The 24,048-nt window shown below is 63.9% G+C and carries 17 protein-coding genes and 1 tRNA gene; 6 read left to right on the top strand and 12 right to left on the bottom strand.

Annotated elements, in window-relative coordinates; genetic code table 11:
• Window positions 1–112: 112 nt before the first annotated feature.
• From ACIBH2_RS16165 to rmuC, 5 genes are all read right to left on the bottom strand, one after another.
• Entirely contained in the window at window positions 113–3,319 is a 3,207-nt protein-coding gene (locus ACIBH2_RS16165) for a type I restriction endonuclease subunit R (RefSeq protein WP_397118046.1), read from the bottom strand.
• On the bottom strand, window positions 3,316–4,521 hold the full coding sequence (locus tag ACIBH2_RS16160; RefSeq protein WP_397118044.1) for a restriction endonuclease subunit S: 1,206 nt from the start codon (window positions 4,519–4,521) through the stop codon (window positions 3,316–3,318). Before ACIBH2_RS16160 ends, ACIBH2_RS16165 begins: the two co-directional genes overlap by 4 nt.
• Complete coding sequence (locus tag ACIBH2_RS16155; RefSeq protein WP_397118042.1) at window positions 4,514–6,127, bottom strand: N-6 DNA methylase; 1,614 nt, start codon at window positions 6,125–6,127, stop codon at window positions 4,514–4,516. Before ACIBH2_RS16155 ends, ACIBH2_RS16160 begins: the two co-directional genes overlap by 8 nt.
• A gap of 13 nt (window positions 6,128–6,140) precedes the next feature.
• Window positions 6,141–8,213 carry a hypothetical protein gene (locus tag ACIBH2_RS16150; protein ID WP_397118040.1) on the bottom strand — a complete coding sequence of 691 codons (2,073 nt, stop codon included), beginning with the start codon at window positions 8,211–8,213 and terminating at the stop codon, window positions 6,141–6,143.
• A gap of 92 nt (window positions 8,214–8,305) precedes the next feature.
• Window positions 8,306–9,991, bottom strand: coding sequence for a DNA recombination protein RmuC (gene rmuC, locus ACIBH2_RS16145; RefSeq protein WP_397118038.1), 1,686 nt, complete (start codon window positions 9,989–9,991; stop codon window positions 8,306–8,308).
• Window positions 9,992–10,223: 232 nt separating this feature from the next.
• On the opposite strand from rmuC, the gene ACIBH2_RS16140 reads away from it, so the two are divergent.
• The 3 genes from ACIBH2_RS16140 (at window position 10,224) to ACIBH2_RS16130 (ending at window position 13,664) form a co-directional block, all read left to right on the top strand.
• On the top strand, window positions 10,224–10,682 hold the full coding sequence (locus ACIBH2_RS16140; RefSeq protein ID WP_397118036.1) for a hypothetical protein: 459 nt from the start codon (window positions 10,224–10,226) through the stop codon (window positions 10,680–10,682).
• A gap of 100 nt (window positions 10,683–10,782) precedes the next feature.
• Entirely contained in the window at window positions 10,783–12,879 is a 2,097-nt protein-coding gene (locus tag ACIBH2_RS16135) for a UvrD-helicase domain-containing protein (RefSeq protein ID WP_397118034.1), read from the top strand.
• Between the two features lie 143 nt (window positions 12,880–13,022).
• Window positions 13,023–13,664, top strand: coding sequence for a hypothetical protein (locus ACIBH2_RS16130; protein ID WP_397118032.1), 642 nt, complete (start codon window positions 13,023–13,025; stop codon window positions 13,662–13,664).
• Window positions 13,665–14,132: 468 nt separating this feature from the next.
• On the opposite strand, the gene ACIBH2_RS16125 is transcribed toward ACIBH2_RS16130, so the two are convergent.
• From ACIBH2_RS16125 to ACIBH2_RS16095, 7 genes are all read right to left on the bottom strand, one after another.
• Window positions 14,133–14,206 (bottom strand) — tRNA-Leu (locus tag ACIBH2_RS16125).
• Window positions 14,207–14,290: 84 nt separating this feature from the next.
• Window positions 14,291–15,754: a peptide MFS transporter gene (locus ACIBH2_RS16120; RefSeq protein WP_397118030.1), complete on the bottom strand. Its 1,464-nt coding sequence runs from the start codon at window positions 15,752–15,754 to the stop codon at window positions 14,291–14,293.
• Window positions 15,755–15,883: 129 nt separating this feature from the next.
• Window positions 15,884–16,858 (bottom strand): exopolyphosphatase, encoded by a 975-nt coding sequence (locus tag ACIBH2_RS16115; RefSeq protein WP_397118028.1) that lies wholly within the window; start codon window positions 16,856–16,858, stop codon window positions 15,884–15,886.
• A gap of 3 nt (window positions 16,859–16,861) precedes the next feature.
• Window positions 16,862–17,407: a DUF501 domain-containing protein gene (locus ACIBH2_RS16110; protein WP_397118026.1), complete on the bottom strand. Its 546-nt coding sequence runs from the start codon at window positions 17,405–17,407 to the stop codon at window positions 16,862–16,864.
• Entirely contained in the window at window positions 17,404–18,021 is a 618-nt protein-coding gene (locus tag ACIBH2_RS16105) for a septum formation initiator family protein (RefSeq protein ID WP_397118024.1), read from the bottom strand. The genes ACIBH2_RS16110 and ACIBH2_RS16105 overlap by 4 nt, the downstream gene beginning before the upstream one ends.
• 62 nt (window positions 18,022–18,083) lie before the next feature.
• Window positions 18,084–19,370, bottom strand: a complete 1,287-nt coding sequence (gene eno / locus ACIBH2_RS16100) for a phosphopyruvate hydratase (RefSeq protein WP_397118022.1) — start codon at window positions 19,368–19,370, stop codon at window positions 18,084–18,086.
• 75 nt (window positions 19,371–19,445) lie between these two features.
• Window positions 19,446–20,186 (bottom strand): lytic transglycosylase domain-containing protein, encoded by a 741-nt coding sequence (locus ACIBH2_RS16095; protein WP_397118020.1) that lies wholly within the window; start codon window positions 20,184–20,186, stop codon window positions 19,446–19,448.
• A gap of 243 nt (window positions 20,187–20,429) precedes the next feature.
• On the opposite strand from ACIBH2_RS16095, the gene ACIBH2_RS16090 reads away from it, so the two are divergent.
• From ACIBH2_RS16090 to ACIBH2_RS16080, 3 genes are all read left to right on the top strand, one after another.
• Window positions 20,430–21,509 carry a TauD/TfdA family dioxygenase gene (locus ACIBH2_RS16090; RefSeq protein ID WP_397118018.1) on the top strand — a complete coding sequence of 360 codons (1,080 nt, stop codon included), beginning with the start codon at window positions 20,430–20,432 and terminating at the stop codon, window positions 21,507–21,509.
• Between the two features lie 23 nt (window positions 21,510–21,532).
• Entirely contained in the window at window positions 21,533–22,495 is a 963-nt protein-coding gene (locus tag ACIBH2_RS16085; protein ID WP_397120783.1) for an ornithine cyclodeaminase family protein, read from the top strand.
• Between the two features lie 64 nt (window positions 22,496–22,559).
• The gene (locus tag ACIBH2_RS16080) at window positions 22,560–23,972 is read left to right on the top strand and encodes an alanine racemase (RefSeq protein WP_397118016.1); all 1,413 of its coding nucleotides are present in this window, start codon (window positions 22,560–22,562) and stop codon (window positions 23,970–23,972) included.
• The last annotated feature ends 76 nt before the right edge of the window (window positions 23,973–24,048 follow it).

The following is a 24,048-nucleotide window of genomic DNA, read 5'->3' as shown; positions in this document are numbered from 1 at the left end:
CCGATGAGCAGAGTCGCACGCCAGGCCGCCGCGCTGCCCCACCAAAATGCGCGTCGCTGGGGTCGATTGCCGCAGGTGCTGTCTACCTGCAATCCGGACTCAAGTCAGCGACTCACTCCGCCCCCGGAGCCCACTCATCCGCAAACGTATCCAGCTGCTGGATTACCTTCTCGATTGCGTCGCGCTCCTCCTCGGGGGGATAACCATGCTTCGCCAGAAGCCGCTTGATGATCGAGCGCAGCTTCGCCTGTACGTCGTCACGAGCGATCCAGTCCGGTGAGAGATTATTGCGAACGGTGCGCACCAGATCGCGAGCGATAGCGGCGAGCTTCTTCTCGCCCTCGCTGGCGTCTCCGTGGCCCATCAATGCGGCGACGGTACCCTTCGCCGCGACGGCGTCGTAGAAAGCCAGCTGAGCATCGTCCAGCGGAGGGTCGAACCGCTTGCCGCGGTCGGCGTCGGCCGAGATCTCCTGGGCCATCTCGATCAGCTTGGCGATGACCTCCGCGGCAGTGATGTTCTGGCTGGTGTACTTGCGCATCAGATCGATCAGCCGGTCGGAGAAGTTCTTCTGACGCACGACATTGTGTTTGGTGACCTTGCGCATCTCCTGCTGCACGAGCCGTCGCAGCGCCTCGATCGCCAGCGCGGGATTGCGTGCGGCCTGCAGATGCTTGACGTAGGACTCGTCGAGGTTGGCCAGATTCGGCCGCTCCAGACCCGCGGCGGAGAACAGGTCGGTAACCTCACCTGCTTCGATCGCTCCCGCTGTGATGTGCTTCAGCATCAGCTCCACGTCAGCGGGGATCGGCCTACCTTCGGACTGACGCTCTGCAGCATCGAACTTCGCCATGCACACGCGCACTTCATGGAAGAACCCAATGTCGTCGCGCTGCCCGTTCAAGTCGCCGCTGGTGCGGCAGAGGGCGTAGAACCTCGATAGTCGTGACGCTTCCCGTGAAAACCGTTCTTTGAGCGTGGGCTTGTCGGGGTCATCCACCTGGTTGTCTGGATGCTGCGGATCGCGAAGGTAGTTTGCCGCTCCCCACACGGCATCGCGATATGCAGTCGGTCCACCGACGGAGAGCTGGTCCCGCCACGGGTACCCGGACAACAACTGGGACAGCACATCGATAGTGTCACGGACCGCAGCGAGTGCGATGTCGGTGTCACGGCCCATCGGCTTTTCGTGCTGGTCCTCGTCGGTGTATTCCGCGAGAGCCTCGAGCAGATTGTCATGGAGGGGTGCATACCCGACCATCAACCCGTCCTGCTTGTTCTTGTAGGTGCGGTTGACCCGGGCCAGGGTCTGCATGAGCTGCGCACCACGCATCGTCCTGTCGAGGTAAAGGGTGTGCAGCGGTGGTGCGTCGAAGCCGGTCAGCAGCATGTCCTTGACGATGATCAGCTCAAGATCGTCGTCGGCGTCCTTCATCCTGCGCTGCACCGCCTTGTGCTCGGACGGACGCAGCCGATGCTTCAGCAGGTGTTCCTTCTTCGTCTTGTCCTCGGCGGATGTGCTGTAGACGACCTTGATCTTTCCTTCGGTCGGTCCTTCCCCATGCCAGTCAGGGCGTAGCGCGACGATTCGCTCGTAAAGATCGGCGCAGATGTCACGGGTGCTGCACACGATCATTCCCTTGCCCGATGCCCCGATGAATTCCTTCATCGCCTCAGACCGGGTCTCCCAGTGCGCCACGATGTCGACGGCGAGCTTATCGAGTCGGCCGGGTGCACCGTAGACCGCGTTGAGGGCGGTTACGGCCTGCTCCATCCTTGCCCGCTCGGCGTCGTCGAGCCCTTCGGTCGCCTTGTCGGCCGCCTCGTCGAGCTCTTCCGCATCGACGTCGGAGGGGAGACTTACCGGGATGAGCCGACTTTCGTAAAAGACCGGCACAGTTGCACCGTCTCGCACTGCCCGCGTCAGGTCGTAGATGTCGATGTAGTCACCGAACACTGCCGTGGTGTCACGCTCGGCCTTCGAGATCGGCGTCCCTGTGAATGCGATCATCGTGGCGTACGGCAGCGCGTCGCGAAGGTGGCGGGCGTATCCATCGAGGTCGTCGTAGTGGCTGCGGTGAGCCTCGTCGACGATGACGATCACATTGCGACGGTCCGACAGCAACGGATGCTGGCGCCCGGCGTCTTTCTCCTGCTTGGTGCGACTGAACTTCTGCAACGTCGTGAAGTAGATGCCGCCGGTTCTTCGGTTGGTTAGACCGGTGCGCAACTCGTCGCGGCTGGTGACCTGCTTCGGTTTCTCCGGCAACAGCTCGCTGGCATTGAACCCGTCGAAGAGCTGATCATCGAGGTCGGTGCGGTCGGTGATGACGACGATTGTCGGGTTTCCGAGCGCCGGATGTCTGAGCACCTGATTGGCGTACAGCTCCATCTCCATCGACTTGCCCGACCCCTGCGTATGCCACACGACGCCGGCCTTGCCGTTGCTTCGCACTGCCTCGATGGTCTTCTCGACCGCCTTCGACACCGCGAAATACTGATGCGGCTTGGCAATCCGCTTCTGCCGACCCTTGTCGTCCTGAGAGAACGCGACATAGCCGCTCAGCAGATCTATAAACCGGCGTGGCTCAAACAACCCGTACAACGCAAGACTCAACTCCGCCTGATCCCACGTAGGAGCGGGCTGACGGACTGGTTTTCCAGCGTCGTCGACGTTCCACGGCGCGAAATGGTTGTAGGGTGTGAACGCCGTCCCGTAGCGCGCCAGCACCCCGTCAGACGCCAGACAAATAGCGTTGCAGCGGAATGCCTTCCACACCTGCCGCTTGTACCGCATAAGCTGGCCATGTCCGGTCTCTACCGTCGCATACGGATCTCCCATCTTCTTCAGCTCGATATACGCCAGCGGCAGACCGTTGACGTAAAGAACCAGATCGAAACGGCATTTCTCGTCACCATCGCGGACCGCTACCTGATTCACCGCAAGAAACTCGTTGCGATACGGATCAACGGCGTCGATTAGTCGCACCGTCGGGTTCTGTTCCGCACCATAGTCGTCTACATAGCTAATTCGGATACCATCGGTGAGGTAGCCGTGGATACGTGCGTTCTCAGTTTCCAAACTCGCAGATTCCGGCGAAAGGACCAGATCGACTACCTCTTGGACCGATGAATCTGGCAAATTGGGATTGATTTGCTTGATCGCCTTCGACAGCCGAGACGGGACGATCAGTTCCTCCCACGACTCTCGCTCACCGGAACCCTTCGCAATCCGCTTCCCCTCCAAATGCTCCCAGGACAACTCGCCAAGGATTTCGAGCACGTCGTACTCAAGGCTGACCTCATCATATTTACTCATACTACTTCCTCTACGATTTTCTCCGCGTCACGAACTCGGATCTTCCCACTAATTAACTTAGGAAGTAGCGCATCACGCAACGCTCTGACTGCCAAGTTCTCTTCAAGCCGACACTGCACGGTATCAAGAAGTGGCGATATCGAACTCTCAAGTTCCTGCAGTTCGTATTCACTCAAAACCGGCACACCGATATGGTTGAACGTACTCATGTTTATTGTTGAAAAGACGGTGCCCTGAGCAAGAGATGCCATTTGAGCAGCGGCGGCGCGAACCATGAAATACAGCACCGACTCTGGAATATTGTCGGGGATGAACGCGAAGCAAGACTGATTGAACGACGTGGGGCGAATGACCCTGGCAACGGCACCTAGCGTGCCACGTGCTGTGAGAATTACGGCACCCGGAGGAACAGGCTTAGCCTTTGTTTCCAACGCCGCCCGGTCGGAGATCTGTTCTGCAGTTTCGAGCACCGTTCCGTGTGTGCACGTAGCTACATCCCTGGCCGATGCCCACGGAATCCCACCACCCCAGTAATCACTAATCTTCCTACTGGGCGTCGCGCCCAGCACCGGCGTAAGCACAGAGGACATAGGAGTCAAGTTTGCGGACTTAGTACGCAACCGGAACGTGAGCTCTGCAATCAGGTGTGCCTTTGCGGCGATAGTTTCATTGATGGCAATCTTATCGTCAAGCGAACCTAGGATGCTTCCGATTGCCACCTGTTCTACAAGCTGCGGAACCTTGAGAGAATATGCTTCGATACGAGAGGGACTTGTATGCCGAACCGTACTTCCAGTTGCTGAACCGAGAACGTGCGCTCGGTATGCCGCTGTCCGCAACGCATAGCTCAGAAATCTCTTGTCGATGACCGAATCCTGATGGATTTGAACAAGCCCGATGCGTTGATTGTGGAGATACTGCGGGCCGCTGGGAATAATCGCCGGATATCCCAACGTGTCTCCGCCCTTGCTCAAGTCTGTCATGGTGACTATGAGGTCCCCCGGGGAAAGGTCATAACCCGCGATAGCAGGTCCGTGGTAGTATTTGACCCTACCTTCTTTGAACCCTCCTCCAATGGCAAAGTTTCCAGGAGTGACCAAAATCGGCCCGGGGCCTGTATCCGAAAAATACTCGCCTTTGAATGCAAATCCATGCTTGATGGAAATCACATCTCCGAGCTTGATAGTCGTCCAATCAAACATCGAGTCGCTCCATCTGTTTGCGGACAAGGTTCTCCAACCGTGTCGACTCTTCGAAGCATGAATAGAGCTCTCCGGTAAGTCGTTTTATTTTTTCGGTAACAGGTTCGTCATCCTCATTGTCTATTTCAGCAGCACCTACATAGCGCCCAGGGGTGAGGATTTCGTCATGCTGCTTCAGTTCCTCACGCGAAGCCGAGTAACAGAACCCGCGCTCGTCATCGTATGTCAGTCCGGCTTCGCGGGCGCTCTTAGTTCCACGCCAAGCGTGGTATGTATTGGCGATCCTAGCGATATCATCGTCGGTAAGAACGCGCTCAGTACGGTCCACCATAGTGCCCAATGCCCGGCCGTCGATGAATAACACCTGCCCTTGACGGTCGGTATGACCACCCTTGCTGGTCTTGTCCTTCGCGAAGAACCACAGACACGCAGGGATCTGCGTAGTCCGGAATAGCTGCGGCGGGAGGGCGACCATACAGGCTACGAGATCCGCGTCGATCAGAGCGGTTCGAATTTCACCCTCACCCGACTGCTTCGAAGACATCGAGCCATTCGCAAGAACTACACCAGCGGTACCGCGTACGCCGAGCTTGGAGATGATGTGCTGGATCCACGCAAAGTTGGCATTGCCAGCAGGCGGGGTGCCGAAGCGCCAGCGGGGGTCGTCGGTTCGGCGGTACCAGTCCGACATGTTGAACGGAGGGTTGGCCAGGACGTAGTCGGCCTTGAGATCGGGATGCTTGTCCTCGTAGAACGTGTCGGCCCATCGGGTGGACAGATCGGCTGAGATGCCATGGATGGCGGTGTTCATTTTGGCGAGTCGCCAAGTGCGCTCGTTGGCCTCTTGGCCGTAAACGGCGATGTCGTCACGGCGACCACGGTGCGACAGCACGAATTTTTCGGCTTGGACGAACATGCCTCCGGAGCCGCAGCACGGGTCGTAGACGCGCCCCTTGTACGGCTCAAGAATTTCGACGAGGACTTTGACAACGCTTGCGGGAGTGTAGAACTCGCCGCCGCGTTTTCCTTCGGCGCGGGCGAACTTCTCCAGGAAATACTCGTAGACCTCACCAAGGACATCGCGGGCGGTCTTGCCATTGTGACCAGTGAAGCGAGCGTCGTTGATGAGGTCGACGAGTTCTCGAAGCCGACGCTGGTCGACGTTGTCGCGGTTGAAGATCTTGGGCAGAACGCCGGTGAGGGCGGGATTGGACTTCATGATGGCGTCCATCGCGTCGTCGATGAGTTCGCCGACCGAACCGGCCTTCGCGCCTTCGGCGAGGTCGTCCCACCGTGCGCCCTCGGGGACCCAGAAGATCCCTTCGCGCGTGTATTCGTCGGGGTCGTCGAGGAAGTCGGCGTGGCGGGTCTCGGGAATCTCGTCGGCGATCAACTCCTGACGGATTGCGTTGCGGCGCTCGGTGTATGAGTCGGAGACGTACTTGAGGAACACCAGGCCGAGGACGAAGTCCTTGTACTGGGCGGCGTCCATGGAGCCGCGCAGTTTGTCGGCGGACTTCCACAGGATGTCCTTGAGGTTGTCCATGGTCGGCATTCCGGGCAGCTCGGACTGCCCGTTGCCGTTCTTCGTCTTCCGGGGTGGCATCGTGCTCCTCAGTTCAGTGGATGGTGTTTGCGGTCAAAGTCAGCGTCCCGTCGGTGAGCCCTCGGGTAGCCAGGCGATGCAGCTCGTCGAGGGCCGCTTTTTCGTGGCGTATTGCTTGACGTCGGTCATCGAGTTCGGCCAGGAGATTGTCGAGCCGCTCCATGGACTCTTCCTGGAGAATCGGTAGCCGGATCTCTTCGATCCTTTCGACGGCGCGGATTGCGCCGCGGATTCGGGGAGCTTGTGTCAGTAGGGCAGCGAGAACCCGGGGCGTGAACTGCTTGGCGCCGACCTCGGTGATGCGCAGGACACGAGCGGGGTACTGGATCACTGCATAACCCTGGTGGTCAATTAGCACGGCTGGTTCGGGCACCGTCGTGATGACGACATCGCCAGGGCGGCTCAGTTGCGCGGAAGGATAGTGGCTGGCCAGGTCGAGGCGGTCGATACGGCGATCCCCAGGCGCACACCGTCCTGCCAGTTCCGGTGCTCCGATCACGGCGGCGCTACTTGCTGAGTGCATGTGTTTCCTAGGGCGAACGTGTTCGGCGCAAATCCTGGTGCCCTTCTTCAGGGACAACAGATTGGTGCGCTGCTGGCCGCCGCGGGTGAGCTCATGGATGGTCTTGGTGGGAGGCGGTGAGGGCGAGGGATCGAGTTCAACGTGGCTGGGCAGTCGATGCCCGGGCCGGGCCTCATCCAGGATCCGTTCCAGATCCAGAGCGCGGGCGACGCGTTCTGGCACGTCATGGCTGAATTCGAGTTCGGTGAGCAGGTGCCGGGGCGTCAGTGCACGCGCATCGTTGACGATGGCCTTCACCGGTGTCCGGATCGCGTGGATATGTGCATGGGCGCGCGGGTCGTATTCGGGGTGACGCCACGCGAGGATGTCTGTGACCAGGGCATCGACCACAACGTTCGTCAGGGGTCGATCAGAGACATCGGCTAGAAGTATCTCGCCACGTCGCGATTGGTGGTCGGTGCCGAGGACCCACACCGACGTCTCGTAGCCAGGACGGTACGGGACCAATCCGCCAGGTAGACGAATGACCGCCTTCACCGTGCCGGCTATGAGTTCAGCTCGAAGCGATGCGGCTTCGCTGTGCGGGTTGAGCGCGCCCGTCGTATCGGAGGGAGCAATGACAACGGCCGTCGCGCCAGGACACAGCTGCACCGCGATGTCGTCGATGAGCTTCAGCGACCCGACAGTGGAACGTTCCTCCGTTGGCCGGAACGGCAACTGAGTGACGATGATGTTCGCACCGTCGTGATCGGATTCGTCGCCGTAGACAGCGAATTCACCGTCGTGCAGGTTTCGCACTGCCAGGCGGCGGCGGAGCAGTCGCGCCAAGTAGAGGTCACCACAGCGAGCCGCGAGATGCACAGGCTGGTCGTCGCGCAGCGTGGCGGCCACAGCGACGAGGAGGTCTCCCGCACCCGCGTGCGGGTCGTAGATGCGCGCAGCCCTGGGATCAAGGTCTGCGACTGTAGCTGCATCCGTCAGCAGAGCGATCAGCCGGACGAGTTCGGGGGCGAGGCGGACCGCGGCAAGGTCTGTCGCACCGAGGCGTTCGCGCAGGTCCATCACTCGTTCGAACGCGTTGACGGTTCCCCAAGCAGCTTCGACCAGTTCGTCTACCTGCGCTGGTAACCACTCCGCGTGGAGCGCCTCGATTTCCTCCTCCAGCATGGCGTTATCGGGATCCAGATCCGCGGCAAGTCGGACGAGACCAGGCAGCGGATCAGTGTCGCCATGGAGTGGCTCGTCGTCATTGAGATGCCGCAAGCAGATAAGGGACGTCAGATGAGAGACCAGGGTCCGTGGCGAGAACTCGGTAGTGAGCCGGGTGAGCGTGTAGGACTGCAGGTCCCCGTCGATATCCTTGCGGCTGGCTCGTCCTGTGGCCACGAGCCAGTCGCCGAACTCGCGAGCATCGAACAACGGGTGACGATGGTCGCCGGCCACAGGCTCTGGAAAGTCGAGGTGTCGGCGAGCCCACGTGCTGATCACCGGGCGCTTCACCCGAGCAAGATCGGCCATTTCCTGCCTCGATATCAGCAGCTTCTGTCTTTGCGTGTTTCGCATCGTCGACACCTCCTTTCCATTCCGTACGCTGTGCTCATAGGCTATCCGCAGCGGGGTTCCCGCTTGCTACTTATGCCTGATATCCCCCGTTATCATGCAGACTTAGGTTCCGCCGATTCAGGCGAAAGGTGAGCACCAGAGTCGGCGTCAACGGACTCGGCCGACGGCAGCTGCGCCATCGCCGAGGCGATCAATTCCGGGCTGGTCAGCGGGCGCGTGGTGTTGTTCTTCGGCTGCGGGTTCGGCAGCTCCGCCTCCACGACTTTCATGTCCCGGAACCGGCGCGCGGTCACCATGACCCGCCCCTCCAGCGATCCCACGGTCTCGTTGTACGCCTTGACCGAGCGGTCGATCGCGGTGCCCAGCTTCTCGACGTTCTTCCCCATCGTCGACAACCGCTCGTAGATCTCGGTGCCGAGTTCGAGGACCTGACGAAGGTTTTCGCGCAGCGCCTCCTGTTTCCAGCCGAAGGCGATGGCCCGCAACCCCGCGATCAGCGTCACCGGCGTCACGATCAGCACCTGTTTGGCGGCGGCATATTCGAGCAGCTCCGGGTCCTTCTCCAGCGCGGGCTGCAAGAACGACTCACTGGGCACGAACATGAGCACGAATTCCGGCGTGGGATCGATCTTGCGGAAGTACTCCTTGCTCGCCAGGCCGTCGATGTGCTGCCGCACCTGCTTGACGTGCCTCACCCACAACTTGGCGACGTGGGCCTGGTCGTCGGTTTCCGTGGCCGCGACAAACGCGTCCATCGGCACCTTCGAATCCACGATCACATGCTTGCCGCCCGGCAGATGCACCACCATGTCCGGCCGCTGCACGCGGTCGTCCTCGCCGGGGATGTGCACCTGCAAGTCGAAGTCGCACCGCTCCTGCATGCCGGCCAACTCCACGGCACGACGCAGATGCATCTCACCCCATGAGCCGCGGATCTCCGGGCGCTTCAATGCCTGAACCAGACCACGAGTCTGCTCGCGATGCCGCAGGCTTTCCTCCGACAACCCCTTGATCTCCTGCTGCAGCCCCGCCTCGCTCTTGGTGCGGCTGGTCTCGAAATCCCTGAGCTGCTTGTCGATCTGAGCCAGACCCTCCTGAACCGGCTTGCTGATTTCGGTCAGCTTCGCCTCCGCCGCCGACACGAGCGTTTCTTCCGACCGCGCCAACAGCTTCGCCCCGATCGCCTCGATCGCTTCCCTCTGCAGGCGCATATTCTCGGCATTGGCATCGTCCATCTGCTTGCGCAACACCTCCATCGCAAGCGCCTGCTCCCGCAGCTCTACATTCTCGGCTTCGAGCGCAGCGTAGGCGGTCTCCACCTCGTGCAACTGCTCGCGTAACTGCTCCTCGCGCCCACGTAATTCGGCGACGTTCTGCTCGGCTGCACGCAACTGGCGGAGCAGGTCCGCATTCTGCGCCTGACCTGATGCCACATCGGCGCGAAGGCGTTCGACCTCCACTTCCCGAGCCTGCAGATTCACTCGCGTCGCGTCCAGCGCTTCGGTGATCTTGCCGATCTGCTCGCCGAGTTCGCGGCGCTCTGTTGCGAATTCGCTGTTGATAACCTCCAAGCGATCCGCACGATCCCGACTGTGGTCCCGGTCGGTGCGCAGCTCGTCGACCTGTCGGCGAGCCTCACGGCTCTGTTCTTCGGCAACCCGGCGGGCGCTGTCACCCTCCGAGAGGCGGGTGTGAATGCGCGCTTTCGCGTACAGGTAGCTAGCAGCAGCACAGACCGCCGCCACAAGCACGATGACAGTCAGCATGGTGCCAGTCATGATGAAACCTCCTGTGAGACTAATTGATTCGGGATACAGAGCCGCCGAGTGGCCAGTGGCTCCGCGGAGACAGCGGCTTCCATGAAGATAGACGCGATAGATCCGAGTTCGAAGCAATTCTGCTGATAACCCCGGTTATCAGAAAACGCTCTTTTCATAACCGGGAGTCCCTGTCAGGCTCGATGACATTCGGCCGTTAGGCCACACTCGAAGACCAACGGAGGACTCCGCCATGCAGTACTGGGCGACCGAAACCACTGCCCACACCGGCCCGATCACCTACGACCAGGTAGACGATCTGATCGACAGCTTCGGGCAGTGGGTATGCATCAGTCACGACGACGACACCGGCCGGACCACGGCTTCCACCCCGGTGCACGCCATTTCGATGGCAGACGCGGTCGAACGCGCTAAGCGGTTGATGCACGACGCGCTACACAGCGCAGCCATCTCTGGCAGCATCACCAGCATTTGCGTCCGCACCCGCGCCGACCTGCTCACCGATCTGCGGGCATGCGGTGACATGCCGGACTGGACCGAGGAGATGTTCGCAGACGGCACCGAACTCGCGAATGAGATCTTGACGCACCGGATCTTCAGTGGCCCTGCATTCATTTTGGAAGCCAACGAGCCGGACGCCGTCCTGGGGCGCGTCGCGGGAGCTCCGCACACCGACACGCTGGACGGCTGATCACTGGATCGCGCACGAAAACCGTTCCACTACAAGATCATTCAGGATACTCTGCGGACCCGGGGGCGCTGGTCTCCGGCACGCGCACCCAGGAGACCTCATGTCTACTCTCGCTATCCATCGCGACTTCCTGCGCGATTTCGGCAAACTCGAAGGCTGCGTGCAGGACCGAGTAGAGGCGGTGTTCACGAAGTTCAGCAACGCGACCTTCGCCGGCCTCCACCTCGAAAAACTCGCGCAGGCTCGAAACAAGCAGCTGCGGTCCATCCGGATCGATGCCTTCTGGCGCGGCATCGTCTTGGCCCCGGACAAGGGCGACACGTACCTTCTGCTGAAGGTGCTGCCGCATGACGAAGCGTACGAGTGGGCCGCTCGACGTGACATCACCGTGAACGGGGTCAATGGGGGCCTCGAGATCCGCGACGACGTGACTCTTGCCGAGTCCCTCCCTGAACTCACCGCCGCAGCCGAGCGCACTCCGGCCCGACTCTTCGCCCACGTAAACGACAATGACCTGCGGCGACTCGGTATCGACGACACGACCCTGACGGCCGCGCGCACCATGACCAGTCAGCAACAGCTGGACGCGGCCCGAGCCCATCTGCCCAGCACTCAGTGGGACGTCCTGCTGGGGCTGGCCGCCGGGCTCACGCCGGAACAAGTGTGGTCGGAAATCGGTGCCGACCTGGTCACCGAACCTGTCGATGTCACCGATCTGGACGCCGCGCTGCGCCGCAGCCCCGGACGCGTGCTGCTGGTCGACGGACCTGACGATTTGATGAAGGTGTTCGCAAACCCATTCGCGTTGTGGCGCATCTATCTTCACCCAACCCAGAACGAAATCGTCGATGCCAACTATCGCGGTCCCGCACGCGTCACGGGCGGACCCGGTACTGGCAAGACGGTGGTGGCGTTGCACCGAACGCGACGGCTCGCCGCGCGAGGAGCCGGGCGGGTACTACTCACCACCTTCACCTCGACACTCGCCGATTCGCTGCAGGACGGTGTCACGTCCCTGGTCGAGGACCCAGAACTGGCCGAATCGATCGTGGTCCGACACGTGGATCGCTTCGCGCACACTGTATTCCGAGAGAAGCACGGACAACCACGAGTGCTCGATGCCCGAGCCGAGGACAAGCTGTGGCAGCGCGCGCACTCGATGCATCCCACCGAATTCACCGAAACATTCCTCGCCGAAGAGTGGCGGCATGTCATTCTCGCGCAGCGACTTACAACGGTCGACGAGTATCGCACCGCCAACCGCGATGGCCGTGGCCGACGGCTGGGCCGACTTCAGAAGTCGCGAATCTGGGAGGCGATCATGGCGTTCGAGAAGCTGCTCGTCGACGGAAACGTCTGGACGTGGGAGACCTTGCGCCGCGAAGCCACCCGCATCCTGGACACCACCGACGACAAGCCCTTCCGGCACGTCGTCGTCGACGAAGCCCAAGATCTCAGCCCCGATCAGTGGCGGCTACTGCGCGCCGCCGTCGCCCCTGGACCCGACGACATCTTCATCGCCGGAGATACCCATCAGCGCGTCTACGCCAATCGGGTCAGCCTGCGCGACACTGGAATCGACATCAGCGGCCGATCCCGGCGACTGTCGATCAACTACCGAACCACGGCCGAAATCCTCGCCTGGAGCCTAGGGCTACTGAGAGGCCAGGCCATCGACGACATGAACGGTGGACTGGACTCCATCGCCGGATGCCGATCCGACATTCATGGGCAGCCACCAGAACTCGCCGGTTTCACCACCAAAGAGGCTGAAACTCAGCACATTATCGAAACCGTCCGCCGATGGCTCGCGAACGGTGTGGTGCCTGAAGAGATCGGTATCGCGGCCCGTACCAACCAGATAGCCGGGAAACTGGCCCGCCAGCTCAGCGCCGCTGGCCTTTCAGCGTGCCTCCTCACCCGGACAAACCGCCCTAACGGTGAGATCTCGGTCGGCACAATGCATCGAATGAAGGGCCTCGAGTTCCGATGCATGGTCGTTGCCGGGGTCGACGACAACCACATTCCGCTGGCCGCCGCCGTCACGCCTGCCGCAGACGACACCCACGCACACGACGGCGACCTCCAGCGCGAGCGCTGCTTGCTGTTCGTCGCCTGCACCCGCGCCCGTGAACAACTCCTGCTCACCTGGCACGGACAGCCCAGCAGGTTCCTCACCACAGTTCGGGATAGCTAGCCCAAACTATCACCGTACCGATTCTCCGGTCCCGGTGGAGCATCCCGGTTAGACCACATACGGTTTCGTGAGAGTCCGTAGCTCCCGCCCTCGTTCCTGTCAGTTCAAATCACAAGCCGCACACCTCAATCGGACGGATACACATGACCGCCACCAATGTCTCATTCAGCGAAGTCGAGCCGATCCTCGATCGGCTCCCACGGACCTGGACCGGGAATTCCGAAACCAACTGGTACCGCTACGCCTGGGACGTCCTGGAGGAAACCGGCGAAACCCAGGCTGACTCCGAGGACGACCGCAACGAAGTGAAACTGCGCGCAATCGCGCTGTGGGCCATCACGAAATCCTTCTTCGTGCACGCCTTCGACGAAGGCTACGTCACCGACTGGGACTACGAGGTTGGTGAATCGATAGGGACACCACCGCTGCTTTCGCGTGCCTGGATCGTCGATCGGGTCCTCGCCGAGTTCGACTTCTCCGATCACATCGAGGAGTACGGTGCGCCGCCGACGGACGACGAACTCGATACCGAGGTCTCGATGATGCTGCGGCAAATGGTGTCCCACGCCGCCGACGACGTCGCAACCATCCTGAGTAAATGCCTGGGAGAAGCGGACACGTTCGCATCACTCTGGTGCGCCGGACCGCACGGTGAGGAGACACCCGAATACCCACTCCCGGCCGAGGCGGTCGGGGGCATCTGCAACTCACCAGACGAGTGGAAGATCGCCGCCTACGCATGGGTATCCGACGGCATGGAACTGTCCCACCGCGACTCATGGTGAACCACGAACCCGCGTGCTTCCTCTTGGAAGCCAAGTCCACGCTGACATCGGCGGGTGCGCCACTGACGGCATTGACCCAGCTCGCGATCACTGGACGATCGAGAGTCATGGAACCTCAAGAGCGATCCCAGTTTGATAGGCGCCGTCGGCAGTGGGCATTTGCCTATCAAGTGAACTATGTCGAGGGGGAGCAAGGCGAACGTTTTCGCAGAGAACTCGCTGCGGTTATCGGTGACCTGCTGGAATGGGCCAGCTTGCAAGCAAGCCGCCCTCCTGATCACGAGTGCACAGCCGAATGACGGTCGAACCGCCGCACCAATCTCCACACTCGACTGAAGGTTGCGGGTTCGAACCACCTTGCCCCGAGGGGTTCGAACCGGCACCATCCGACCTGGGGTTCATCCTGAGTCCCGATGGAGTTGACGTGGCGGCAAGCCTGTGAGCTGTGCAAACCTTGGTGTCAGTTTGTGCCCCCGGTCGGGCTCGAACCGACACTGTGCGGATTTTAAGTCCGCTGCCTCTGCCAATTGGGCTACGGGGGCGCGTCGGTCAGCCTACCGAGCCGTACGGTTGTGCCGGAATCAACCGGGCGGGATCACAGGGATGTGGCGGGAAATGATCAGGGGTCAGTGGACGCCTTCCATGAGGCGGCTGATTCGGGGGGAGATGAACCAGACGAGGATGCCTACGGCTATGGCGATCAGGCCGGTGAGGCCGAAGTAGGCGAGTTCGTGGGAGGGGTCGTAGTACTTGGAGAGGACGCCGGACATGGAGGTGCCGATGCCTACCGAGAAGAAGTAGAGGGCCATCATCTGGGCTCGGAAGGCGTTGGGGGCCAGCTTGGTTGTGACCGAGAGGCCGATGGGCGACAGCATCAGTTCGGAGACGGCGAACGCGCCGAGGACGACGAAGACGAACAGGATGGGGACGTTCTTGCCTTCGGTGCCGGAGAAGAGGGCGAAGAGCATGAAGGCCGCGCCCATGCCGATGACGCCGAGGGCGAATTTGCGCGGGGTGCTGGGGGCGCGGTTGCCCAGGCGGGTCCACATGATGGCGAACAGCGGGGACAGCGCGATGATCCAGACCGGTTCCATGGAGCCGATCCAGTTGGAGGGCGCGGTCCAGCCGAAGACGTCCCAGTTGATGCGCTCGTCGGAGTAGACGGCCAGCACGGTGAAGATCTGCTGGAACAGCGACCAGAAGACGGCGTTGGCGACGAACAGCGGAATGTAGGCGCGCACCCGCACCTTCTCGATGCCCTCCACCTTGGCGCTGGTGAGCATGATGACGAAGTACGCGATGGAGGCCACCGCGATGGCGCCGGTGGTGACATCGGGCAGGTTGTCCAGCGTCAGCAGTCCGGTCGCCCACGCGATCACGACCACCGCGACGAAGGCGGCGACCGCGGCCAGCGTGCGCGCGATCGCGGTGCGCGGCAACGGGTTCGGTACCTCACGGCCATGCGTGCCGAGATTGCGGCGGAAGATCACATACTGCGCCAGGCCGAGCGCCATACCGATGGCGGCGGCGCCGAAGCCGTAGTGGAAGCCGACGTGCGACTGCAACAGACCGGTGATCAGCGGACCGGCGAACGCGCCGAGGTTGATGCCGAGGTAGAAGAGCGTGAAACCGCCGTCCGCGCGGGCGTCGCCCTTGGAGTACAGGGTGCCCAGCAGCGAGGAGGCATTCGCCTTGAGCGCACCGGAACCCAGCGCCACCAGCACCAGACCGACCGCGACACCCGCCAGATCCGGAATGACCGCCAGCGCGATATGGCCCGCCATGACGACCACGCCGCCGTAGAAGACGGTGCGCTCCATACCGAGTACGCGGTCGGCGAGCCAGCCGCCGAGCACGGTGGAGAGATAGACCAGACCGCCGTACGCGCCGACGATGCCGGTGGCGGTCGCCTTCGGCATGTCGAGGCCACCCTCGGTGGTCGAGTAGTACAGGTAGTACCCGAGGATCGTGAGCATGCCGTAGAACGAGAACCGTTCCCACAGCTCGACGCCGAACAGATTCGCGAGGCCGATCGGGTGGCCGAACAGGGTGCGCTCGGAACCCTCCTGCGCGAGAGGTGTTGCTGTCATGTGCGTCACCTTCCCATATCGGGCAATCCAACAGCAACCTCAGTGATGCACTGGCGTCACCGAATGTTCAACCTGTCGAATTCCCGAAAATTACAGGGTAATTCAGGCCACTCGCACAATGTGTTCGCGCTATAGCGGTGTGGCGATGGACAGCGCGATCCCGTCGAGGATGTCGTGTTCGCTGACGATCAGCTCGCTGATCCCGGCCCGGCGCGCCAACTCGTCCGCCAACACCTCGGTGATCACCGCGCCGCCGCCGATCACATCCACCCGACCGGGGTGCATCGGCCCGAGCGCGGCGCGCTCGTCGTGGTCCATCCCGATCAGTCGATCGCAGACCGCCCGCACCTCGGGCAGCGACAGCCGCGTGAGATGCACCTTCTCCGAATCGTATTCGGGCAGATCCAGCGCCACCGCGGCGATGGTGGTCATGGTTCCCGCCACGCCGACCCAGGTCCGCGCCCGCTCCACCGGCACCACCCCGAATGCCTGCGCGAGCCGCTCCGAGGCGAAGAACCGCGCCGAGGCCACCTCTTCGCGCGTCGGCGGATTCCCGTGCAGGCAACGCTCGGTGATGCGCACGCAGCCGATATCGGCCGAGTACGCCGACCGCACCCCGTCCCCGTCGCCGAGCACCACCTCGGTGGACCCGCCACCGAGGTCCACCACCACGAAAGGCCCTTCGGCACTGGACAATTCGCCGACCGCCCCGGCGAAGGACAGTCGCGCCTCCTCGTCGCCGGTGATCACCTCGGCCTGCGCGCCCGCCACCACGCGGCCCAGCTCCTCGCGGGTCATGGCGAAGAAGTCCTCGCGATTGTCGGCGTCACGGGTGGCGGAGGTGGCGACCATGCGCACCCGAGTCACCCCGGTCTCGAGCATGAGATCGACGTAGTCGTGCAGCGCGGCGCGGGTGCGCTCGATGGCCTCGGGGACCAGCGATCCGGTCGCGTCGACGCCTTGGCCGAGCCGCACGATGCGCATCTCGCGGTGCACGTCGGTCAGATGCGGCAACGCCGACCCCGCCCCGGCGGGGGCGACATCGGCGATCAGTAGTCGGATGGAGTTGGTGCCACAGTCGACTGCGGCGATCCGGTCGGTCATGAGTTACTCCTCCGGGACCGAATCGGTCCGGTACTCCTCGGATTTGGGCCAATCAGCGGGAATCGCGGTACCGCGCAGGCCGTGGTCGGCGGCCAGCGCGACCGCCTCGTCACCGAGCGGATTCACCCCCGGCCCCTTCGCCAGCGAGTGCGCGATCAACACGTGCAGACACTTCACCCGATCCGGCATACCGCCGCCCGCGAAATCGGTGCCCAACGATTCGATGGCATCGCGCTCGGCCAGATAGCTCTCGTACGCGGCCCGGTAGCCCGCCGCCAACTCGGCGTCGCGCCCCAGCCGCTCGGTCATATCGCGCATGAGACCGGTGGTCTCCAACCGGCTCGCCTCGGCGGTGAGCCGCGGGTCGGTCAGGTAGTACAGCGTCGGAAACGGCGTGCCGTCGGGCAGTTTGGGCGCGGTCTTGACCACGGCGGGCAGCCCGTCCGGCGTGCGGTAGGCGATGGCGAGCACCCCGCGGGGCTCGCGCCCCAACTGCTCGGCGACGATCTCGAGATCCCGGTCGCTAGGCCGATTCTCGGTTTCGCTCACCTGGGTGCTCCTTCCTGGGTGGGTAGTGGCGCGGGTGTCGACGGTGGTTCGGCGGGTGCGGGCGGCGGTTCGGAAATACTGCGCCACACCTCCGTGTACCAGGGGTCGGGTTCCCGCGGTTTCGCGGTCTGCGCGGGTACGGCGGGCTGTTCGATGCCCGGCACCTGCACGATGTAGGGCGTCTCGCCCGGCATCACCAGGCGCAGCCGGTCGCGCGCCTCGGCCTTGATGTAGGCCGGATCCTCTTGCTGGGCACGGCGATCGCGCAGCTGCGCCACCTCCGCCTCCAGCCGGACCCGTTCGGCGGCCAGCTGCTGGGCCTCGGCCCGCTGACTGAAATACGTGCGCAGCGGCACGGCCAGCGTCAGGGCCAGCGCGCACAGCACCGCGGCCAGCAAGACCGCCCGGCCGGTGGACAGGCCGAGGATCTTGCGTTCGGGCCGTGCGGTTTTCGTCGATTTCGAGGCGCGCCGCGCGGCCGCGCGCGCACCGGCTCCGGTCCGCGCGCCGTCGGCGCGCTTCCCGGCGGCCGCCGGTCGCGATGTGGCGGAGCGCGACGGGCGGCGGGCACCGCGTCCGGCCGGACTGGTACCGCGCGCCCGTCGCTCCGTCATCTCACACCTCGAAACTCAGCGGATGTTCCCCAACTCTCGGGAGTTGTACGGGGCCTTATTATTCAGCCTTCGAACGCGAAGCGCGGGAACGCCACATCACCGGCGTAGCGCGCCGAGTCACCGAGGGCGTCCTCGATGCGCAGCAGCTGGTTGTACTTGGCCACGCGCTCCGAGCGCGCCGGGGCGCCGGTCTTGATCTGACCGGAGCCGACGGCGACGGCCAGATCGGCGATGGTGGTGTCCTCGGTCTCGCCGGACCGGTGGCTCATCATCGTCTTGTAGCCGTTGCGGTGGGCCAGGTCCACGGCGTCCAGGGTCTCGGTCAGGGTGCCGATCTGGTTGACCTTCACCAGCAGCGCGTTGGCCGCGCCCTTGGCGATGCCCTCTTCCAGACGCTCCGGGTTGGTGACGAACAGGTCGTCGCCGACGAGCTGCACCTTGTCGCCGACCACATCGGTGAGCGCGACCCAGCCGTCCCAGTCGTCCTCGGAGAGCGGATCCTCGATGGAGACGATCGGGTAGGCCGACAGCAGCTCGCTGTAGAACTGGTTCATCTCCTCGGCCGAGCGCACGGAGCCCTCGAACTTGTAACCCGAACCGGCGGTGTAGAACTCGGTGGCGGCCACATCGAGGGCCAGCGCCACATCGGAGCCGAGCTTGTAGCCCGCCTTGTCGATGGCGACGGCGATGAGGTCCAGCGCGGCGCGGGTGCCCGCGACGTCGGGCGCGAAACCGCCCTCGTCACCCAGACCGGTGGACAGTCCTTGGGACTTCAGCACCGACTTGAGCGAGTGGTAGATCTCCGCACCCCAGCGCAGCGACTCCTTGAAGGTCGGCGCGCCGATCGGGGCGATCATGAATTCCTGGACGTCCACGCCGGTGTCGGCGTGCGCGCCACCGTTGAGGATGTTCATCATGGGCACGGGCAGCACGTGGGCGTTCGGTCCGCCGATGTAGCGGAACAGCTCCAGGCCCGAGGATTCGGCGGCGGCGCGGGCCACGGCCAGCGAAACACCCAGCAGCGCATTGGCTCCCAGACGGGACTTGTCGGGGGTGCCGTCCAGATCCAACAGGGTCTGGTCGACGGTGCGCTGCTCGACGGCGTCGAGCCCGATCACGGCCGGGGCGATCTCGTCCAGCACGCCCTCGACGGCCTTCTGCACGCCCTTGCCCTGGTAGCGGTCGCCACCGTCACGGAGCTCCACGGCCTCGTGCTCACCGGTGGACGCGCCGGAGGGCACGGCCGCGCGGGTGAGGGTGCCGTCGTCGAGAGCGATCTCGACCTCGACGGTGGGGTTACCACGAGAATCCAGGATCTCGCGAGCTCCGACCTGTTCGATGATGGCCACGAAACGACACTCCTTCGGCTGCTTGCTCGGCAGGTCGCACGGCATTCCCGTGCGGTGCCGAGCCTAACGCATCGGTCAGGCGCGTCTACCGACGCTGTAGGCCGCCGCGCGGTCGCGGACCTTGTTCATATAGGCGTTGGACTGGTTGTAGGTGAGCAGAGCTCGCTGCCAGCCGTCCGGTCCGGTGAGGTCGCCCCCGCTCGCGCAGAGATAGCGTGCGGCGGTGAGGGCGGCGTCGTCGATGCTGTCCGGATCCACCACGCCGTCGCCATTGGCGTCCACGCCCCAGCGCTGCCAGGTCTCCGGAATGAATTGCAGCGGACCCATGGCGCGGTCGTAGACCGCGTCGCCGTCGAATTTGCCGCCATCGCTGTCCTTGATCAGCGCCACGCCCGGCGAGCCGTCCAGCGCGATACCGCGAATCGGCGGCGAGACCTTGCCGTCGTCGCCGACATCGGCCCCGCGATGGGTGCCGTGCTTGCTCTCCACGCTGGCGATTCCGGCCACGGTGGTCCAGCCGATGCCGCACTCGGGCTTGGCCCGCGCCATGACGGCGGCGGCGTAGCCGTAGGACTCCATGGCCACCACCGGGATGCCGAGACCGTCGGCGTGCTCTTCGGCCCAGGCGCGCAGCTGCAGTGCGCTGCGGCCCGGCGCGTCGATGTCGACCAGCGGCAGCGGCGCACCGATACCGGGCGGGAAGCCCTCCGGAATCGGGGTGAGATCGGTTGTCCCGCAACCTGTTAGCAGCAACAACGAACACGCCGCGCCGAGTAGCCCGGCGCGTGAGACAGTGGCACCGGCACCGGCCTTCATGAAACGCACTCCATCAATCATCCAGATGAATCCGGCGGCGGGCCAGGATTCGCCGTCGCGGGAACGCGGAATCGCCCGATCTCGAGCCTACAGTTACTCTTCAGCACTACCCTGTCATGCGGACCCGCTATTTATCTGCGACACGCCGGTTGCCCAACAGAGGCTAGCCTAACCTCATCAGGCCGTGTACTTTTCACCATCGAACGTCGGCGCACCATCGATGCGAAGAAGGGACCTCCCCCGGTGAAAAGCGTTCTCTTCGAACGTAAATCGCTTCACCCCGCACCTATCGAACGTCGCGAACTGCCCGAAGCGGCAGCGCGCTCGATCCGCACCCTCGCCCATGAGATCGCCGTCACACTCGGCCCCGATCCGGCGATCTCGCACACGCTGGCATATCCGGTGCTGCTGCGGCACATAGAAACCCGCTATCGCGAGTTGCCCGACGCGGTCCACGAAGCCATGTGCGCGCCCGCCACCTCGGCGGGCGTCAGCATTATCGGCACGGTGCCGCTCACCGACGCCGAACTCGGTCCCACACCGCGGGATTGGCAACAGGCCGCCGCCTGGGGCGGTGACGCGCGCCGCTGCGCGTCCTCGTTCGAACTCGATATCGCCATGCTGCTGCTGGCGCGCTGCGCCGGGGAACCGTTCGGCTGGCAGGGCCAACAGGCCGGGCGGCTGGTGAACAATATCGTTCCGAGCCCGGGCCACGAACAGGAGCAGACCGGCGCGAGCAGCACCGCGCTGCTGGCCCCGCACACCGAGGACGCCTTCCACCCCGACCGCGCCAATCTGCTCATGCTGGGCTGTCTGCGCAATCCCGATGGCGTGGGCACCACGGTATCGTCGGTGCGCCGGGTCGAGTTGGCCGCGCGGCAGCGAGAACTGTTGCGGGAAGCGCGATTGCCGATTCTGCCGGACCTGTCCTACGGCACCGATTTCCCCGCCTCGCCCTCCCCCGCCATCCCCACCCTCGGCGGCGACGTCGACGGGCTCACCCTGCGCTTCGATCCGGCCTACACCCCACTCGAGGATGCCGACGACGAATTCCGAGCCGCCTACCAGCATTTGGCGGACGAACTCGAAAGGGTCTGCACAACAGCCGCTTTGACCCCGGGGGAACTGCTGCTGGTGGACAATGACGTTGTGGTGCACGGACGGGTGCCTTTCACGCCCCGATACGACGGCACCGACCGCTGGCTCAAGCGGGTGAACATCCGACTGCCGCAACGCCGACGGGCCGAGGCCGAAGCCGCCGAGGACGGATACGGCCAGCGCATCGTCGCGCCGTTTCGAACACAGCTAGGACATCGCAGGTGAATACCCGACCCACCCCGCTGCGAGTGCTCAGTCGCAGCGATCTCGCGGACGTTCCGATCGGCCCGGCGGAGGTGGTGCGCGCCGTCGAGGACGCGTATCTCGCCTTCGCGGGCGGGGATTCGGATAATCCGCGCAAGCTCAGCGTGGCCCACCCCGACGGCTGGTCGGTGGCCTACGCCATGTTGGGCCGCGACGGCCGCCGCCGGGTGGTCGCCATGAAGACCTCGTACAAATTCGATCCGCACCACGATCGCAGCACCAAGCGCTACTACACCACCATCACGCTCTACGACGACGCCACCGGCCTGCCCATCGCCATGATGGACTGCGCCCGCGTCGGCGCGCTGCGCACGCCCGCGGTCTCGGCGCTGCTGGTGCGCGAGACGGTGCGGCCGGGGGCGCGCAGCGTGCTGCTGATCGGCACCGGCACCCAGGGCCGCAACGCGCTGCCGCAACTGCTGGCGGCCAATCCGCAGCTCGACCGACTCATGCTGTACGGCACCCACGCGGAGGGCTTGGCGGCGGTGAAAGCCGAACTACTGCACCATCATCCAGAGGCCGAGCTGGAGATCGTCGACGACCCCTACGCCGCCGCCCGCTCCGCCGACGTCATTCTGGCGACCGCCGGACCGGGCACCAAGGTGGCGCTGGAATCCAGCGATATGGCCCCCGGCGCGGTGGCCGTGCTGGTGGGTTACGGCTTGGCCCCCTCCACCCTGGGCGACGCCGACCGCGTCATCGCCACCAGCGCCGAGCAGATGGCGCTGACCGGCACCGATATGGCGGGACCCGATGGTCGACTACGTCGGGTGGACGCCGAGCTACCGCAGATCCTGAGCCGCCGCGCGGTCGGCCGGATCGCGGAGGACGAGAAGATCTTCGTCTACAACAGCGGCTTGGTGCTCACCGATATCGCAGTGGCGCACGCGCTGGCCGTCCGGGCCATTGCCGAGGGGCGGGGAACGCAGGTGCCGCTATGGGACTGAACAGCTTCCGACTCGACGGCGAAAGGAGCGAGCGCTGACGAACCTCGCGAAAAAACTCACCGTGGTGGCCGATCCCGACGATCCCGCGTTCCGGGTTCGCGCTCGTGCCGACATCACCGCCGCGCCCATGCCCGCGCACCGGGACCCCTGGGAGCGCGCCCTACTGGCCGATCCGCGCCTGCTGCGCGATATGGCGCTGGCGACCGGCGGTCCCTTCCACGTCATGTACCCGGCCCGGGTGGGCCGCAATATCCACGCCTTCCGCGCGGTGTTCGCCGAGGCCGGTGTGGTGGGCGCGATCTACTACGGCAAGAAGGCCAACAAGGCCGACTGCGTCGTGGCCGAATGCGCGAACGCCGGTGCGGGCGTGGACGTTTCCAGCTCCGAGGAGTTGGTGGCGGCGCTGCGCGGCGGTATCGACGGCGGCGATCTCATGGTCACCGGTCCGGCGAAAAGCGATGAGCTGCTGTGCCTGTCGGTCCGCCATCGGGCGATCATCGCCATCGATTCACTGGAGGAACTCGATCGGCTGGCCGCGCTGCCCGATCGGGCGCGGGTGGTGCTGCGGATGCTGCCGCCCGGTTCGCGCAGCCGCTTCGGGCTGACCGAGGACCAATTGGATCTGGCCATCACCCGCATCGACCCGGAGTCGGTTCGGTTGGAGGGCTTCAGTTTTCATCTCACCGGCTACGACTACGCGCCACGGGCCGAATTGGCGCTGACGCTGATCGAGCGCTGTTTGGAGGCGCGCGGCTTCGGCCATCCGGTCACCACGCTCTCCATCGGCGGCGGTTTCGGCGTCGACTATGTGCCCGCCCAGGCGTGGCGCACCTTCGTCGACGGCGTGAATCCGCTGTGGTTCCACGACGAGAAGGCCCCCACCGCCAATTCGTATTACCCGTACCACTTCCCGAATCCGGGACCGGAGATGCTGGCGCGGGTGCTCGCGCACAATGGCCTGGCCCGGCGGCTGCGCCGCGAGGGCATTCGGCTGGCCGTCGAGCCCGGCCGCGCCCTGCTGGATCGGGCCGGTAGCAGCGTCTTTCGCGTGCAGGGCGTGAAAGAGCTGAGCGCGCACGGCCAGAAGTATCTGCTCCTCACCGCGAACGGCACCAGCCTGAGCCTGTCCGAGCAGTGGTTCGACAGCGAGTATCTGCCCGATCCGGCGTTGTGGCCGCAGCGGCCGGGCACGGTCACGCCCACCTGCGTCGGCGGCGCGTCCTGCCTCGAGGACGACATGCTGAGTCGACGCCGGATTCCGCTGCCCCGGGCGGCCGTGACCGGGGATTTCCTGGTCTACCCCAATACGGCGGGTTATCAGATGGACAGCAATGAGTCGGCATTCCACCAGTTGCCCATTCCGCCGAAGGTGGTGCTGCGCGATGCCGAGGACGGTGCGGGATTCGAATGGACCCTCGATTCGTCGAACTCGCCAGTAACGTCACGAATCAGGCATATCGCCGCCGATGAACGGTGACACCGAACGCGAAATTCGGCCATAGACAAGAACCCCCGAACCCTTTCCACTAAGGTTGCCCTCAGTTTCTTCCGAG

The organism is Nocardia sp. NPDC050406 (genome assembly GCF_044459025.1).
Classification (GTDB): domain Bacteria; phylum Actinomycetota; class Actinomycetes; order Mycobacteriales; family Mycobacteriaceae; genus Nocardia.
This window is presented reverse-complemented; position numbering and strand designations above follow the sequence as displayed.

What these genes read in the sequence shown, in the direction of transcription:
- ACIBH2_RS16165 (WP_397118046.1), bottom strand. Translation starts at nt 3,319, where the DNA reads ATGAGTAAATATGATGAGGTCAGCCTTGAGTACGACGTGCTCGAAATC.
- ACIBH2_RS16160 (WP_397118044.1), bottom strand. Translation starts at nt 4,521, where the DNA reads ATGTTTGATTGGACGACTATCAAGCTCGGAGATGTGATTTCCATCAAG.
- ACIBH2_RS16155 (WP_397118042.1), bottom strand. Translation starts at nt 6,127, where the DNA reads ATGCCACCCCGGAAGACGAAGAACGGCAACGGGCAGTCCGAGCTGCCC.
- ACIBH2_RS16150 (WP_397118040.1), bottom strand. Translation starts at nt 8,213, where the DNA reads ATGCGAAACACGCAAAGACAGAAGCTGCTGATATCGAGGCAGGAAATG.
- rmuC (WP_397118038.1), bottom strand. Translation starts at nt 9,991, where the DNA reads ATGACTGGCACCATGCTGACTGTCATCGTGCTTGTGGCGGCGGTCTGT.
- ACIBH2_RS16140 (WP_397118036.1), top strand. Translation starts at nt 10,224, where the DNA reads ATGCAGTACTGGGCGACCGAAACCACTGCCCACACCGGCCCGATCACC.
- ACIBH2_RS16135 (WP_397118034.1), top strand. Translation starts at nt 10,783, where the DNA reads ATGTCTACTCTCGCTATCCATCGCGACTTCCTGCGCGATTTCGGCAAA.
- ACIBH2_RS16130 (WP_397118032.1), top strand. Translation starts at nt 13,023, where the DNA reads ATGACCGCCACCAATGTCTCATTCAGCGAAGTCGAGCCGATCCTCGAT.
- ACIBH2_RS16120 (WP_397118030.1), bottom strand. Translation starts at nt 15,754, where the DNA reads ATGACAGCAACACCTCTCGCGCAGGAGGGTTCCGAGCGCACCCTGTTC.
- ACIBH2_RS16115 (WP_397118028.1), bottom strand. Translation starts at nt 16,858, where the DNA reads ATGACCGACCGGATCGCCGCAGTCGACTGTGGCACCAACTCCATCCGA.
- ACIBH2_RS16105 (WP_397118024.1), bottom strand. Translation starts at nt 18,021, where the DNA reads ATGACGGAGCGACGGGCGCGCGGTACCAGTCCGGCCGGACGCGGTGCC.
- ACIBH2_RS16095 (WP_397118020.1), bottom strand. Translation starts at nt 20,186, where the DNA reads ATGAAGGCCGGTGCCGGTGCCACTGTCTCACGCGCCGGGCTACTCGGC.